At 62.2% G+C, this 16,366-nt stretch carries 8 protein-coding genes; 4 read left to right on the forward strand and 4 right to left on the reverse strand.

Annotation, left to right across the window (positions count from 1 at the left end; genetic code table 11):
* The first annotated feature begins 195 nt into the window (after positions 1-195).
* The 4 genes from QMG46_RS22510 (at position 196) to QMG46_RS22525 (ending at position 10,852) form a co-directional block, all read left to right on the forward strand.
* Positions 196-2,793, forward strand: coding sequence for a glycosyltransferase (locus QMG46_RS22510; RefSeq protein WP_281850137.1), 2,598 nt, complete (start codon positions 196-198; stop codon positions 2,791-2,793).
* A 157-nt stretch (positions 2,794-2,950) separates the two neighbouring features.
* Entirely contained in the window at positions 2,951-4,717 is a 1,767-nt protein-coding gene (locus QMG46_RS22515; RefSeq protein WP_281850138.1) for an autotransporter assembly complex protein TamA, read from the forward strand.
* Positions 4,718-4,776: 59 nt separating this feature from the next.
* Positions 4,777-8,544 carry a translocation/assembly module TamB domain-containing protein gene (locus tag QMG46_RS22520; protein ID WP_281850139.1) on the forward strand — a complete coding sequence of 1,256 codons (3,768 nt, stop codon included), beginning with the start codon at positions 4,777-4,779 and terminating at the stop codon, positions 8,542-8,544.
* A 229-nt stretch (positions 8,545-8,773) separates the two neighbouring features.
* Entirely contained in the window at positions 8,774-10,852 is a 2,079-nt protein-coding gene (locus tag QMG46_RS22525) for a M13 family metallopeptidase (RefSeq protein ID WP_281850140.1), read from the forward strand.
* Positions 10,853-10,905: 53 nt separating this feature from the next.
* Here the strand turns inward: QMG46_RS22525 and QMG46_RS22530 are convergent, their stop codons facing one another.
* The 4 genes from QMG46_RS22530 to murL all read right to left on the reverse strand — a co-directional run bounded on the left by QMG46_RS22530 (position 10,906) and on the right by murL (position 16,355).
* On the reverse strand, positions 10,906-12,768 hold the full coding sequence (locus QMG46_RS22530) for a M3 family metallopeptidase (RefSeq protein WP_281850141.1): 1,863 nt from the start codon (positions 12,766-12,768) through the stop codon (positions 10,906-10,908).
* A gap of 91 nt (positions 12,769-12,859) precedes the next feature.
* Positions 12,860-13,618, reverse strand: coding sequence for a helix-turn-helix transcriptional regulator (locus QMG46_RS22535; protein ID WP_281850142.1), 759 nt, complete (start codon positions 13,616-13,618; stop codon positions 12,860-12,862).
* Positions 13,619-13,648: 30 nt separating this feature from the next.
* Entirely contained in the window at positions 13,649-15,007 is a 1,359-nt protein-coding gene (gene murD, locus QMG46_RS22540; protein ID WP_281850143.1) for a UDP-N-acetylmuramoyl-L-alanine--D-glutamate ligase, read from the reverse strand.
* Positions 15,008-15,011: 4 nt separating this feature from the next.
* Positions 15,012-16,355 carry a UDP-N-acetyl-alpha-D-muramoyl-L-alanyl-L-glutamate epimerase gene (murL, locus tag QMG46_RS22545; RefSeq protein WP_281850144.1) on the reverse strand — a complete coding sequence of 448 codons (1,344 nt, stop codon included), beginning with the start codon at positions 16,353-16,355 and terminating at the stop codon, positions 15,012-15,014.
* Positions 16,356-16,366: the final 11 nt, after the last annotated feature.

The following is a 16,366-nucleotide window of genomic DNA, read 5'->3' on the forward strand; positions in this document are numbered from 1 at the left end:
GCGAGCAGCCAGGGGTGAGAAACGAGTGAGAGCAGTTAGGGCGCTTTACTTTTTTCTTACTCCTGCCCGCTCGCCAATGGCCCTACCCCTGACCTCTCGCTGACCCGTTTTGATCATCTTTATTGAGCCTTACGCCCTGCGTTAGTAAGCTCCTCGGGCTTTTAGGCCTCGTGTGAGGCACCCACGGGGACCGTTTTGAGCTCGACACCAGCTATTCAGGACAGCCGTCATCCATTCATCGCAGCGGTTTTGCTCGCCATCGTGGTGGCCGCGATGAACGTGGGCCTGTGGTGGTGGAGCAACCTGCCGCGCGGTCCCGACGACTGGCACGGGCCGATCGGCGGCTTTGCCCTGTCGGCTTTTCAGCGCTACCAGAATCCGCTGAAGCAGGATTTCCCCAGCGACGACGAGGTCGATAGCGACCTGAAGCTGTTGCGCCAGTACAGCCCACGTATCCGCACCTACGCGATGCTGGAGAACCCGCAGGTCTATCGCCTGGCCGAGAAGGAAGGCCTGCAGGTGATGGCCGGTGCGTGGCTGGACAACCGCCTGGACAACAACGAGAAAGAGATCCAGGCGCTGATCGCCCAGGCACGCCGCTACCCGAATACGATCACCCGCGTCATCGTCGGCAACGAGGTGTTGTTCCGCAACAACATGTCGCCGGAACAATTGATGGCCTACGCCGACCGCGTACGCGCAGCGGTGCATCAGCCGGTGTCAATTGCCGAGCCGTGGCATATGTGGGCACGCTATCCGGAGCTGGCGCAACACGTCGACTTCATCACGGTGCATCTGTTCCCTTACTGGAACGGCATTCCCCGTAGCGCCGGTGTCGGGGCTGCGTTGGGCAGCTACAACTCGCTCAAGCAGATGTTCCCGGACAAGCCGATCGTGATCGGCGAAATCGGCTGGCCGTCCAATGGCAACCGCTTCCAGTACGCCGACCCGTCGGTGTCGAACGAGGCGATCTTCCTGCGCGACTGGTTCAACATCGCCAAGAAGGAAAAGATCGACTACTACATCATGGAAGCCTTCGATCAGCCCTGGAAGGAACAGCTGTCCGGGCGCACCGAGGCCTACTGGGGCATGTTCAATGCCGATCGCCAGCTGAAGTTCCCCTTCACCGGGCCGGTCACTGAGGACGTGATGTGGCCGTGGAAGGCGATCGCCGCCAGCCTGCTCGCGCTGCTCCCGATGATCTGGTTCGCCCGCCATTACAGCCGCTTCAAGCTGATGGGACGGTTCTTCTTCTGTGCGCTGATCCAGCTGGCCTGCGGCCTGATCGTGTGGTCAGCGACCCTGCCCTTCAACTTCTACCTCAGCTGGGTCGACTGGACCATGCTGGTGCTGTTGTTCCCGGCGCAGATCGCGATCCTGGCGATCCTGCTGATCAACGGCTTCGAGTTCACCGAGGTGCTGTGGCGTCGCAGCTGGGTGCGTCACGCCACCATGCTGACACCCGATCCGCCGGCCAAGCAGCCGTTCGTGTCAATCCATCTGGCCTGCTACAACGAGCCGCCGGAGATGGTCATCGTCACGCTCGATTCGCTGGCCAAGCTCGAATATGCCAACTACGAAGTCCTGGTGATCGACAACAACACCAAGGACCCGAACGTCTGGAAGCCGGTGCAGGAATATTGCGAGAAGCTCGGTTCGCGCTTCCGCTTCTTCCATCTGGAACCGTGGCCAGGCTACAAGGCAGGCGCGCTGAACTTCGGCCTGAAGGAAACCGATCCGGCCGCCGACGTGGTCGCGGTCATAGATGCCGACTACGAAGTGCGTGCCGATTGGCTGTCCACCCTCACCGGCTACTTCCACGACCCGAAGGTGGCCGTGGTGCAGTGCCCGCAGGCGCACCGCGAGTACGAGCACAACACCTTCCGCCGCATGACCGCCTGGGAATACGACGGCTTCTTCCGCATCGGCATGCATCATCGCAACGAGCGCAACGCGATCATCCAGCACGGCACGATGACGATGGTTCGCCGCTCCGCGCTGGAAGGCACCGGCGGCTGGTCCGAATGGACGATCTGCGAAGACGCCGAGCTGGGCCTGCGCCTGATGCATGCCGGCTACGAGCTAGTCTATGTCGATGAATTGATGGGCAAGGGCCTGACCCCGGCCGACTTCAAGGCGTACAAGAGCCAGCGCTACCGCTGGGCCTTCGGCGCGATGCAGATCCTCAAGGGCCGTTGGGACTGGATGACCAAGAAGGGCCCGCTTTCGGGCGGCCAGCGCTTCCACTTCCTCACCGGCTGGTTCAGCTGGTTTGCCGATGCGCTGCACCTGATCTTCACCCTGATGGCGATCTTCTGGACCGCCGGCATGATCGGCCTGCCCTCGCTGTTCAACCTGCCGATGCAGCTGTTCCTGATCCCGGTGATCGGGTTCTTCTTCGCCAAGGCGATCTTCGGCATCGTGCTCTACCGCGCACGCGTCCCATGCAGCTGGTACGACACGCTGATGGCGTCGCTGGCCAGCATGGGCCTGTCGCACGCCATCGCACGCGGCATCCTGCATGGCCTGACGCGCAAGAAGACCGCCTTCATCGTGACGGCCAAGAGCCGTCGCCTGGGCGAGTCGAGCTTCGCGGCGTTCACACCGGTGCGCGAGGAACTGCTGATGGCCTTCGTGCTGCTGCTGTGTGTGATCGGCATGGCCACCAGCGTAGGCTCGCAGTACATCGAAGGCCGGCTGTGGATGGTCATCCTGGCGGCGCAATCGATTCCCTATGTTTCGGCCGTCTGTGGCGCCTGGATCGCGCACAAGGCAGGCGACAAGGCGGGCTGATCCCGCCTTGTCTACCAGATCGACGGCCATTTTTCGTAGCAGTTCGAATAAATTGGTGTCACCGGTACATTTGCGGTCAACATTGCCGCCATTAAGCTCGACGCCGTGATGTGTTCCGAAGGGGAACCATCGACTTTCCCGTAGATGGAACCTACGCATGCGTTGGAACCGCCGCCAAGGCTCGATCCTGCTACCGCTGTTGCTGTGCACGTCGCTGGCCCATGCCGGCGTGCAACTCGTTGTGGACGGCGTGGACGACAACCTCAAGGGCGCGATCACCTCCACGGTCGAACTGGCGCAGTACGCCAACCGCGATGTCACCGAGGCGCAGGCGCGCCGGCTGTACGAGCGCGCGCACGATCAGGTCACACTGGCCCTGCAGCCTTACGGCTACTACGAGCCCAGCGTCGACGGCGATATCAAGCAGGTCGGCAAGGACTGGCAGGTCATCCTGCACGTCAAACCTGGCGAGCCGGTCAAGGTGACCGCCGTCGATGTGCAACTGGACAAGACCGCCGCCAACATCCCCGCCGTACGACGCGCCAAGCGGGCGGTCGAGCGACTCAAGGACCAGGTGCTCAACGATGGGGCCTACGACAGCGCGCGCGACAGCCTCAGCGGCGCGCTTACGGCAACCGGCTTCCTCGATGCCAGGCTGGTCACCCATCGTGTCGAAGTCAATCGCAGCGAGCACAGCGCGGTGATCAAGCTGGCCTGGGAGGCGGGGCAGCGCTATCGCTATGGCACGGTGCATTTCGAAGGCTCGCAGTTTCGCCAGGGCTTTCTCGACCGCTATGTGCCATTCAAATCCGGCGACTACTTCGACCAGGACCAGCTGCTGCAATTGCAGCAGGCCTTGAACGGCGCGGATTATTTCTCGGTAGTCAACGTGCTACCCGAGGTCGATGCAAAAGCGCATGGCGAGGTCGACGTCAAAGTCGAGCTTGCGCCAGCCAAACGCACCATCTACACCGGTGGCCCCTTTATCGGCACCGATACCGGCGTCGGCGTGCGCGCCAGCATGGAACGCCGCTGGGTCAACGCCCGCGGCCACAAATGGAAGAACGAACTGGTGCTGGCGCAGCGACTGAAGACGCTGTCGACGTTGTATTCAATTCCCATGCCCGGCCAGAATCAGCGCAGCTTCAACTTCGGCGCCAACTTTCGCGACGCCAATACCGACACATCCAAGTCCCGCACGCTCGAACTCGTCGCCAATGAAACGCGCCTGTGGCATGGCTGGACGCGCACGGTCGGCCTGCACGCGCTGTCGGGCACGTTCACCGTGGGCCAGGAGGCCAACGAGAACGAGAATGCCGCGGGCATCGAACATGGCCGCAGCACCCTGGTCTACCCGGAAGTCTCGCTGTCGCGCAAAGTCGCCGACAATCCCACCTTCGTGCGCAAAGGTTGGGCGGTAAACATCTACGCGCGCAGTACGGTTGGCACGCTGCTGTCCGATACGCGTTTCAGCCAGATCGCGGCCGATGCCAAATGGATTCGCGCGTTCACGCGCCGCGATCGCCTGATTCTACGCGGGGCCATGGGTTACACCGTGACCGGCAACTTCGACGCACTGCCGCCACAGTTGCGCTTCTTCGCCGGCGGCGACCGCTCCGTTCGTGGCTACGGCTTCCAGACCATTGCCCCGAAAAATGCGTTCGGCCGCGTGATAGGCGGCAAGAACCTGTTGGTCGCCAGTACCGAAGTCGAGCATTACTTCACCAAGAATTGGGGCATGGCGGCTTTCGTCGACGCCGGCAATGCGTTCAGTGGCACCAACTACAGCCCGCGCATTGGCACGGGTCTGGGCGTACGCTGGCTGTCGCCGGTAGGCATGATTCGCGTCGACCTGGGCACGCCGATCAACGATCAGCAGCGTCACGGCGTGGAACTGCATCTGGTGATCGGACCGGATCTGTAATGCGGCAACGGATCGCGCTTGAGCTCGCCGCGCCGATCCCGCAATGAGGAAGGCAAGACATGAGGAAGTGGCTAAAACGCGTGGCATTGGCGCTTGCCGCCCTGCTGGTGCTGCTGACGGCGGCGCTGTGGTGGCTGCTTGGCAGCGCCGGCGGCTTGCGCTTCGCGCTTGCCCAGGCGCAGCACTTCACCGACGGCGCGCTCACCGTGCAGCACGCCGAAGGTCGCCTGATCGGACCGCTCAAGCTTTCCGGGCTGCGTTATGCCGACGGTTCCGGCCTGGATGCCAAAGTGGCGCAAGCCGAGCTGGACCTGCGTATCTGGCCCTTGCTGCGCAAACGCGTGCATGTACTGAACCTGCAGGTCGAGGGTGTCGATGTCGCTCTGCCCAAACCCGCTCCCGAAGAACCCGAAAGTCAGAGCAGCTTTTCGCTCAAGCCGCCGATCGATCTGCAGCTCGATCGCGTACATGTAGGCAAGGTGCGCATCACGCAGGCACAGGACGATCACCAGCAACAGCCGTTGTTCCTCTCGGACAATCTCGATCTGGCTGGCCAATGGACCGCCAAGGGCATCGGGCTGCACAAACTGACATTGCGCGCGCCGGACGGCCATGCCGATCTCAACGGCGAGCTGGCAATCAGCACCGACGAAAAGGGCGACGGCGCACTCGGCTTCGGCTGGAAGGTAGCCGGCGTCGACTATGCCGGCGATATCGAAGCGCATGGCGACGGCAAGCAGGTGAAGGTAGGTCTCAAGCTCAGCCAGCCGATGGCCGCGCAGATCGACCTGGACCTGACCCAGAGCGGCGAGTATCCGTGGACGGCCAAGGTCGCCCTGCCCGCTTTCGATCCCAAACCTTTGCTGGGCGACAGCGCGCTCAAGACGCTCGCGCTGGATATCCAGGGCAGCGGCAATCGTCATGGCGGCAACGTCAACGGCCAAGTCGGCATCAACCAATACCAGCTGCAACTCAAGCCGCTGCGTGCGCATTTCAGCGACGACTTCAAGCTGCTCACGCTGGACGAACTCAACCTCGGCTCGCCACAGATCAAGGGTGCATTGAGCGCTAGCGGCACGGTGCAACTCGGTGCACAGCCGGTCAGTGCCGACTTGGCACTGCATTGGAAGGACGTGTTGTTGCCGGCCAATCTGGTGGGACAGGATCTGGCCAGTCGTGGCGACATCACGGTCAAGGGCAGCGCCGAGCAGTTCCATACCGAAGGCGATGTCGATATCGGGCCGCCGGGAAATCTCGCCAAGCTCGCGCTCAATCTCGATGGCACGCAGAAACAGATCAACCTCCACACGCTCGAGTTGAAGCAGCCGCGTGGACATCTGCTGGCCAAGGGCACGCTCGATCTGCAGCCTGCACTGGCCTGGCAGATGCAGCTGACTTCGGAGAATCTCAATCCGGGGCAGTTGCTGGCCGGCTGGGACGGCGCCTTGAATATGGACCTGGTCACCCAGGGCACACTGCCGAAAGATCAGCCCGACGCGACCGTGGAAATCCGCAAGCTCGAAGGCAAACTGCGCGACCGTGCGATCAAGGGTAGCGGCAAGCTGCATGTCAGTCCGACCCAGGTCGTGGACGGCAAGCTCGAACTCGCTTCTGGCGGTAGCACCGTCGATATCGCCGCGAAGCCAGGCACCAGCAACGATATCGATCTGACGCTCGCCATAGCGTCACTGGGCGACTGGCTACCTGAGGCAGCCGGCAAGCTCAATGGCGACTTTCGCGTGCGTGGCAAGTTGCCCAAGCTGGCGATCGATGGGCGCCTGAATGGTACCGCGGTGACCTACGCAGGCCAGCAGATCGAGAAGTTGCAATTGACCGCCGACGTGCCCGATATCAGCAACCCTGGCGGCAAGCTCGATCTGACCACGCAAGGCGTGACCGCTGGCGGCTTCGTCTTTCGCGAAGTCGACCTGCACGGCAACGGCACCTCCGCGCAGCACAGCCTGACCCTCGATGCGCGTGGCGATCAGCTTTCCACCGGATTGAGCCTGAGCGGCACACTCAAGGGAAGCAACTGGAACGGCACGCTGTCGCGCTTCGATCTGGAGCCCAAAGGCATTCCGCGCTGGCGTCTGCAGCAACCAACAAAGCTCGGTTACAACGACGGCGCCTTGAACCTGTCGGAGCTGTGCCTCACCGCCGGTGCGCCGCAACTGTGCGCGGCGGCCAAGCAGGACAAAGCCGGCAATCTCGATGCAAGCTATCGTCTGCATGACCTGCCGCTCGCGCTGTTGACGAGTATCGCCGGCTCGAGCGACCTGCCCATGCGCGCCGATGGCGTGCTCAACGGCAACGGCGCGATCCGCCGTAATGCGGCCGGCGCACTCAGCGGCAACGCGACCATCAGCTCCACGCGCGGCACGGTGACCTATGTGGAACATGCCGACCGTCCGCTGCTCAGTTACACCGATCTGGCGCTGAATGCCGAGCTGAGCCCAACCAGCCAACACGCGACCTTGAGCGCCAACTTCAATGACGGTGGCCGTCTGGACGGCCAGGTCGCGATCAACGGCGCGCAGCAAAATCTCTCCGGCCAGATCAATCTTCGCTTCAACGATCTGTCGCTGATCGAGCTTTTCACCAACGAAATCGCCAGCGTCAAGGGACGCCTCAACGGACAGTTCCACCTTGGCGGGACGGTGAAGGAGCCCGCGATCACCGGCCAAGCCGATGTCGAAGATTTTGCCGCGGAAGTGCCCGTTGCCGGCCTCAAGCTGACGCAAGGCAAGCTCACCGTCAGCACGACCGATGCGCAGCGCTTTCAGATTCAGGGCGGCGTGCAATCGGGCAAGGGAGCGTTGGCGATTGATGGCTATGCCGGCATCGGCCAGAACGCGCAAACGGCGCTTACCATCAAAGGCAGCCAGTTCACCGCCGCGGACATCCCTGCTGCCAAGGTGGTGATTTCCCCCGATCTGGTCATCAAACAAGATGCCAAGGGCATCGATGTCGGCGGTTCGGTCCTGCTCGAAAGCGCCGACGTCGATGTCTCCAAGCTCCCCGGCGCGGGCGCAACCCAGGCTTCGCCCGACGTGGTCGTCGTCGATGAGAAGAAGCAGCAGGAAGAAGCCGCCAAAATGCCGATCACCGCGCAGATCAAGGTCGATCTGGGCCGCAAGACCCACCTGGTCGGCATGGGGCTCGACGGACGTCTCAGCGGCGTACTGAATGTGAGCGAGCGTCCCGGTCGCGCGACGACCGGTCAGGGCCAGATCACGGTCGACGGTATCTACAAGGCTTACGGCCAGAACCTCAATATTGAGCAGGGCCGCCTGCTCTTCGCCAGTACGCCGATCGACAACCCCGGCCTGGATATCCGCGCCGCGCGCAAGCTCAGCCCGAACGCGACCATCGACGATGGCCAGAAGGTCGGGCTATACGTGTCGGGTACGGCACAACGCCCGGTGCTGACGGTGTTCTCCAACCCGGTGATGGAGCAATCGGACGCTCTCTCCTACTTGATCACCGGCAAGCCGCTGTCGCAGGTCAAGGGCGGTGAAGGCAGCATGGTGGGGGCGGCCGCGCAGGCGCTGGGATCGGCCGCAGGCGATCTGCTGGCCAAGAGCATCGGCTCGAAGATCGGCGTCGACGACATCGGCGTCTCGAGCAACGAGGCGCTGGGCGGTACGTCGGCGTTTACGGTCGGCAAGTACCTTTCGCCGCGCTTGTATCTGAGCTATGGCGTGGGGCTGTTCGAGCCGGGCCAGGTCATTACCTTGCGTTACCGGTTGAGCCATCGGTGGAATTTCGAGGCGCAGAACGCGACGGACTTCAGTCGGGCTAGTTTGAATTATCGGATTGAGAAGTGAGGGTTTAGAGCCCCCCTCACCCCAGCCCTCTCCCCCGGCGAAGCCAGGGGAGAGGGAGCTAAAAAGCGCGCACGATTCAAACATTGCCTCAATGTGCCCCCTCTCCCCTGGCTCTGCCGGGGGAGAGGGCTGGGGTGAGGGGGGCTCCTGCCCTAGCCCATCAGTCATGCACCAAACCCGCACCAAGCGATCTATCGTGGCCTTCCCACTTCTTTGAGAGGTCATCGCCGTGCAGCGACTTCGTTGGATTCTTACCGCCGCCGTCATCGGTGGCTCGACCGCGCTCGTTGGCGTCCAAGCCGCCGATGCTCCCGCAAAGACCGCAAAAACCAGCCCCTCGGGGATCGACCTGGCCGGCATCGACCACGCGATCAAGCCTGGCGACGATTTCGACGGCTACGCCAATGAAAGCTGGCGCAAGACGGCGCAGATTCCGGCCGACCGCTCCAGCACCGGCATCTTCCTGCAGGTGTTCGAGAAAGCCGAGAAGCGCAATGCGGATCTGATCCGCGACATGGGCAAGGGCAACCCGGCGGCAGGCAGCAATCCGCGCAAGATTGCCGACTACTACGCGGCCTTCATGAACACCGCGCAGATCGACAAGGCCGGCCTGGCCCCGCTCAAAGCTTCGTTCGATCAGATCAACGCGATCGGCAACGTCACCGACCTCTCGCGCGTGCTCGGCGGCGAGTTGCGTGCCGATGTGGATCCGGTCAACTCGACCAATTTCGACACCGAGCACCTGTTCGGCCTGTTCGTGACGCAAGGATTGGAAGATCCCTCGCACAATGTCGCTTATCTGCTGCAGGGCGGCCTGGGCATGCCCAGTCGCGACTACTACCTGTCGAACGACAAGGACATGGTCGCCGCGCGCGAAAAATATCAGCAGTACATCGCCGCACTTCTCAAGCAAGCCAATGTGGCCGACGCCGATACCAAGGCCAAGAACATCTTCGCGCTGGAAACCAAGATCGCCCAGGGGCAGACGGACCTGGTCGAAAGCCAGGACGTTCACAAGGCCAACAACCCATGGCCGACCGGTGATTACGCCAAGCATGCACCGGGCATCGACTGGAATGCCTATTTTGCCGCGGCGGGCCTGTCCAAGCAGAAGACCATCGACGCCTGGCAGCCGCAAGCGATCGCCAAACTTTCCGCCCTGGTGGCCAGCGAACCGCTTGGCACCTGGAAGGACTATCTCACCTTCCACGCCATCAACCACAGCACCGCGGTGCTGCCGCACGAATTCGACGCGCTCTCGTTCGAGTTCTACGGCCATACCCTGCAAGGCACGCCCAAGCAGCGCGATCGCTGGAAACGCGCGATCAGCGCAACCAACAACGGGCTCGGCGATGCGGTCGGGCAGGAATACGTAAAGCGGTATTTCCCTGCCTCGTCGAAGAAACAGGTGCAGCAGATGGTCACCAATATCCTGGCCGCGTTCGACGATCACGTCGACACGCTGGACTGGATGACCCCGGCCACCAAACAGAAAGCCAAGGCCAAGATCGAGACCCTGCGCGTCGGTGTCGGTTACCCGGAAAGCTGGCGCAACTACAGCTCGCTGGATATCCGTGCCGACGACGCCCTGGGCAACCAGCTGCGCGCCGAGAAGTTCGAATACCTGCATCAGCTGGCCAAGCTCGATCAACCGGTCGACAAGGGCGAATGGTGGATGACGCCGCAGACGGTCAACGCGGTGAACCTGCCGCTGCAGAACGCGCTGAACTTCCCTGCCGCGATTCTCGAGGCACCGTTCTTCGATCCCAAGGCCGACCCGGCTGCCAACTACGGCTCAATCGGCGCGGTGATCGGTCACGAGATCAGCCACAGCTTCGACAACACCGGTGCCGAGTTCGACGAACAAGGTCGCATGGCCAACTGGTGGACGCCGGACGATCAGGCGCATTTCAAGGCAGCGGGCCAACGTCTGGTCGAACAATACAATGCCTACGAACCGCTGCCTGGCGTGCATATCAACGGGCAGCAGACGCTGGGCGAAAACATCGCTGACGTATCCGGCCTGGCCATTGCGTTGGCCGCGTATCACAAATCGCTGGGTGGCAAGCCGGCACCGGTACTGGATGGCCTCACGGGCGACCAGCGTTTCTTCCTCGCCTTCGCGCAGTCGTGGCGCGAGAAGACGCGTGACGCCGCGCTACGCCAGCAGCTGATTACCGACGGTCACTCACCAGGCAACTATCGCGCACAGACCGTGCGCAATATCGATGGCTGGTACGAAGCGTTCAAGGCTCAACCGGGTCAGAAGCTTTATCTCGATCCGCAGCAGCGCGTGAAGATCTGGTAAGTCCAATCCATGTTGTAGAAAGCCAAGGCCGCGCTCGTTAGAGCGCGGCTTTTTTAGTGTTGCTTGTCGTCCCGATAGACTTTTTCTAACTCGGCCACCTTACGCTCGATCAAGGCCATGTCCTCGTCGACCAGGGATTGGGGCGAGATGTCCTTGCCGAAAAACCGGTGCAACAGGTTCTGTGGCGTATCGTCGAAACCGTCCTGAAGAAACCTTGTGTAGCGCACCTGGAAATCTTTCGGATCACGCTGCGCCATGTCGTACATCTTTGCCGCAAACAATCCTGCGTAGAGATAGTTCGCCAGATAAAGCGGGTCTTCGTACATCAACCGCTTGGTCATCCAGACATGCGCAAGGCGCGGCTGCTTCGCCGGCCATATCTCGTAGCGCCCGGTGATCTTCAGCGTCAAGGCGTCGAGGTCCGATGCATTGCGCAATTTGCCCGCGGCCACGCCGTCGTAGATGGATTGCTCCAACTCGCCCTCTTCGGCCGACGTAAAGATTTCCAGTGTCATGTCGTCGAGCAGGGATTGCAGGTAGTACGCCTTGGTCTGCGCATCTTTTGCGTGCCGGTACAGATAGTCGCGCAATAGAAACTCGTTCAGGATCGCCGCGGCTTCCTTCATCCAGCTTGGGCCGCCGGTATAGAACGGCGACACGCCGTGCTCGTCCATCAGCTGCGCATGCATCGCATGGCCGCCTTCGTGAATGATGACGCTGGCGCTTCCCAGGTCGCCGCTGTAGCGGCTGACGAACAGGCCTGGCGGCACACCGGGGGCATCGACCGAAAACGCGTCGTTAACGCGCTTGCCGAGCTCCGGTGAAATATCGATGCGACGGTTGCCCGGATCGAGCAAGGCATCGAAACGTGTGACATAAGCCGCACCTAACGGAGCCAGCGCCTCATGGGCGATATCGCGCATCTGTGCGTAATTGAATACCGGCGGGGTAAATCCTTGTCCGGCCATGCTCAAGTCCCAAGGCTGCACATCGCTCACACCCGTCAGAGCGGCCACCCTCCCGGCACGCAATGTCTGATATCGCTGCAACAGATCCGCGTGTTTCGCCGTAGCGGCGATCGTCTCATCGACGTTCTTGCGATCGAACTGGCGCGAGAAATAGGTCGCGGACGGCGCATCGTCGAAGTGTTGCAAGTGAGCCGTTCGGTCGTTCAGTCGCACGATGCTCAGCAAAACGCTCGCAAACGTGCCCGCGCGTGAGTTGTAGGCGTCCCAGCGCTGTTCCCAGGCCTGCTGGCGCACGCTGCGATCAGGCACCTGGGCAATCGCCTTGGCATCCTTGTCCACGCCAAGATCGCCTTGTGCGGTATGCACCTTGCCAAAATCGATACCACGCTGGGTTTGTTGGTAGATCGTCCAATAGGCGTCGGCCGCGGGTTCGGCGACCTGGTCGAGGATGGCTTGCTGCGCGGCCGGCAACTCGTGCGGCAGACCACGTTGCGCGCGTGACAGCACATAGCGGTAGCTGGCCAAGGCCGGCTCTTGCTTTACCGCTGCGGCAAAACCGTCATCACCCCAGGTCCGCAATACGCCACGAACACCATCGACCAACCGGCCAGCGGCATTGTCGATATCGTTTTTGGCATCCACTGCCGCGGTATCTTCGATATCCAGCGCGACGCGCAGATGCAAATAGGCGCTGTGCTTATGCGCCAGCCTTAGAAGAGCCTCGCCATGACGGAGATAATCGAGCAGCGCGGAGGCATCGCCCATGGCCGGGGACTTCAGCGCCGCTATGTCGTTGACGAGCTTCTGACGCGCGTCTGCTTCGTCGGTTGGCGTATCGAAATAAGCCTGCTGATCAATATGATAAGTAGGCACCTGCTGCTCTGCCATCGCCCATGGCGACGCCCCTAGCAACACGCTCAGCAGCCCATACGGAATTGCTCTGCGCATACCCTTCTCCCCACGCCAGACATGGAACAACACCCAGCCTACCGATTGGCTGCCACCAGTGCTTGTTTGGGATTAGCGCGCTTGATCGTGCTTAGCGCACATTCTCGCGATAGCTCGATGGCGATACGCCAAAGGCCGCCTTGAACGAACGGGAGAAGGTCGACGCATCGCCAAAGCCGCAGGTCAATGCGATATCGAGCAACGGCATGCGGGTTCGACGCAGCAGCAAGGTGGCCTTGGCAACCCGTGCATGTCGAATGTATTCGCCGATGGTGCAACCGTACGATTGGCGAAAACAGCGCGCAACATGCACCGGATGCCGCCGTGCATCGCGCGCCAGTCGTTCGAGCGACCACGCCTGCGCGGGCTCATCGTCAATGCTTTCACGCAGTCGCCGCAGCCAGTCAGGCACCTGCGGGATCTCACGCTCCTGCCTGGCCAGCAAGGCCAGCAGTTCCATCGCGATTCCTTCGATGGCAACGGAAGCAAAACTGTCGCCGATCTGCAGCTCTCGCAACATGCGCTGTCCCAATTGCGACAGAGGTGCGCTACGGCGCAGGTAAGGCGCCTCGCTCAGTCTGCTGCCGTGGTCGAGCAGATATTCCAAGGCGGACGGTGGTGGCGAAAAAATCAGTTTTCGAGCACCTTCGGCACCGATCTGCTGGCTGTGCGTCGCATGCTCGGGGCAAAACAACAGGTCGCCGCTGCCATGTTCGTCGATGCGAGAGCGAATATGTTCGCGATAACTGCCTTTCAGCACGAGACACAACCATGCTTCGTGATGGACATGCGCCGCCAGGTCGGCTCGCGGTGCGTAGTTGGAGACATGCAAACGCAAGGCGTGTGACATAACTCTCCTCGGCGGTCGGGGAAGACGCGCTCAGGCTATACCCAGGCCACCAATCCCGGTAATGGTCTGGCCGTCGAAACCTGCCAGCTCGGCGAAACGGCGGCCACGATCGGCATAGTCGCGAAACTGATCGAAGCTGGGCGCACCGGGCGACAGCAGAATCGTACCGCCGGCCGGAGTAAGTGAACGACCCATCTCCACCGCAGCCGCGACATCGGCCACTTCGACCAGTCGACCGGCGAAGGACGCATCGCGCAAGGCCTTGGCGATACGCGGCCCATTGGCGCCCTGTGTCACGATCGCATGCGGTGCCTGCCGCATCATGGCCACCACGAAGTCGCTCCAGTCCAGGCCGCGGTCGTGGCCACCGACGATGACCGTGACCACCTTCGAGCCCAGGCTTTGCAAGGCCGCCAGCGTCGCCTGTGGCGTGGTGCTGATCGAATCGTTGATCCAATACCAGCCGTCGCGCTCGCCCAGCGGTTGCAGGCGATGCGGCAGGGGATGAAAACTCGCCAACGCCGGCGCCGCGGCCAGCGCATCGGCACCGCTGACCTCGATCGCCGTCAACGCGGCACAGGCATTGAGCGCATTGTGTTCGCCCGGCACTGGCAGATCGGCCACCGCAAACACAGGCTTGTTACCGCGATGAATAAACCCACCGCGAACATGCCAGCCCTCGGGGTGACCGAACAGCAGCCGATGCGGATGCTCGGCGGTTTTTTCGAGCAAAGCCGGCTGCAAGGCATTGACCAACAGATACCGCGATACATCGGCCAGCTTGAGCTTGTCGGCCACATAGCGTTCGCGCGAACCGTGCCAGTCCAGATGCTCCTCGTACAAGCTGGTGACGATGCCCAACTGTACCGGCCCCGCCTCACCGGTCTGGAAGCTGGACAGTTCCACCGCCCATAGCTCGGCACGGCTGTCGAGCAGTTCCAGCATCTGCATGCCGATATTGCCGGCCAGCGCGGTGCGAATACGCAGTGCGCGCGCTAGGTGCGCGATCAGCGCGGTTGTCGTGCTTTTGCCCTTGGTGCCCGTTACCGCGATGACATGTGCATCGGGCTGTTCGGCGAACCACAGCGCGGTTCCCGAAGTGACCTTCAATCCGCCCGCCTTCGCTTCAACCAGGGCGGGTTTGTAAGCGGAAACGCCAGGCGATTTCACCAATACATCGAACTGGGACAGTGCCTGCGCATCCGGCTCCTCGCCATGCACGGCGAGGTTTGCATCGAAGGCCTGTGCCGCGGCCACCTCGGCCTGGGTACAGAACAGGCTCAACGGCAGCCCAGGCAAGCGCGCACGCAATACGCCGATGATGGCCCGGCCTTCGCGACCGAAACCCCAGATCGCAACACGCTTGTCGGCCAGCTCGGCGATACGCATGGAATTAGTCGAACAGCGCCAACGCGCCCTGCAGGCGCGCAGGGATGCCGTGTTCCGGCGATGCTTCAAGCCAGGGTTCGATGGCCAACTGCGAGATATCCAGCTGCGGCAGGATTTCCTCGCGAAAGCGTGCAATCAGGACGTCCTCCTGCCACTCCGGACGCTGGCTCAGGGCATACATCGCCGCACGCGCCTCGGCCGCTTCGCCGACGCATTCGAAGGGTTTGTGATCCTGATATTCCAGCAGCGCGTCAAAGCCCGCGGCCTGACTTTCGTCGTCCAGCAGATTGCGGCCGAAGATCGACAACAGGCGCGGCTTGGGCAAGAACGGCGCCAAGGCGAGAAACACGAAATGGCATTTCGGGCATTGCCCGCACCAACGATCCGCCGGCTTGGGGCCGAGGATCTTGAAGTTGCGGTTGCAGCTGGAGAACACGTCGAAATACGGCGTGAGCTTGGCGAATGCCCGCGTCACCGCCAGTTCCGAATACGGGCGCAGCAGCGAGAAGAAATCCAGGTCGGCCGCAACATGCGTATGCAGCCACGCCGCGAACATCTGCTCGAACGCATAGCCCTTGCTCCACTGATGATTGACCTGCTGGCCCTCGTATTCCAGCGTCGCTGCCGATGCGGAGCGCTCGTTGGCGAACGCGATGCTGTCGAAACCATAAAGGATGGCAGCCAGCGCAAGGATCGCCGAGTTGATGGCAGTGACCGGGATATGCCCGTTCCACGCCCCCTGGCGATTGAGCTCGAACAGCCCCGGCGCGAGTTCGCGCTGGATATTGAGCATCGGCAGGCCGGTGCGTTCGGCGCAGCCAGCGATCAGGGTCGAATTGCCGACCCATACGGCCGTGGCTTCGCCGCCCGCCTGCTTGATCGCCTCGACCGCGACCAGCGAGTCCTTGCCACCGCCGATCGGCACCAGCGTACGCGCCGGCAACCCCAACGCGTCGGTTGTCGGGCCGGCCTTGCCGCCACGCGGAAAAGCGATACGGCTGCGCAGATCCAGGCCATTGCGATAAGCAAATTCAGCCAGGCCATGCAGATACAACTGATCGAGCAGATCGGCCGTCGCATCATCCAGCGGGCCATCGGCCACGTCGATCTTCGGGGGCACCCCTGCCTTGTAGTAGCTGACGCCGGCAAACAGATGCAGCGCCTTCAGCGCGGCTTCGAAGGCGCGCGCGTACTTCGGCACCACCGGTGGCGCATGCGGAAAGCGCACGCGTTCGATCAGCTCCTCGCCCTGGTCGAAGGCATACACCAGCTCGGCCACGCCGTCGGCGTAGCTGCAGCGCACGAAGCGGAAGACCTGCGTCAGGCGAGGCGGTATTACGTCGGTCACCTAGTTCTCCA

Origin of the sequence: Dyella sp. GSA-30, assembly GCF_027924605.1 — a bacterium.
Taxonomy (GTDB): domain Bacteria; phylum Pseudomonadota; class Gammaproteobacteria; order Xanthomonadales; family Rhodanobacteraceae; genus GSA-30.

Bases quoted from the DNA above. Each gene is read 5' to 3' on its own strand.
- QMG46_RS22520 (WP_281850139.1), top strand. From the start codon at position 4,777: ATGAGGAAGTGGCTAAAACGCGTGGCATTGGCGCTTGCCGCCCTGCTG.
- murD (WP_281850143.1), bottom strand. From the start codon at position 15,007: ATGCGTATCGCCGAGCTGGCCGACAAGCGTGTTGCGATCTGGGGTTTC.
- QMG46_RS22535 (WP_281850142.1), bottom strand. From the start codon at position 13,618: ATGTCACACGCCTTGCGTTTGCATGTCTCCAACTACGCACCGCGAGCC.
- QMG46_RS22515 (WP_281850138.1), top strand. From the start codon at position 2,951: ATGCGTTGGAACCGCCGCCAAGGCTCGATCCTGCTACCGCTGTTGCTG.
- QMG46_RS22530 (WP_281850141.1), bottom strand. From the start codon at position 12,768: ATGCGCAGAGCAATTCCGTATGGGCTGCTGAGCGTGTTGCTAGGGGCG.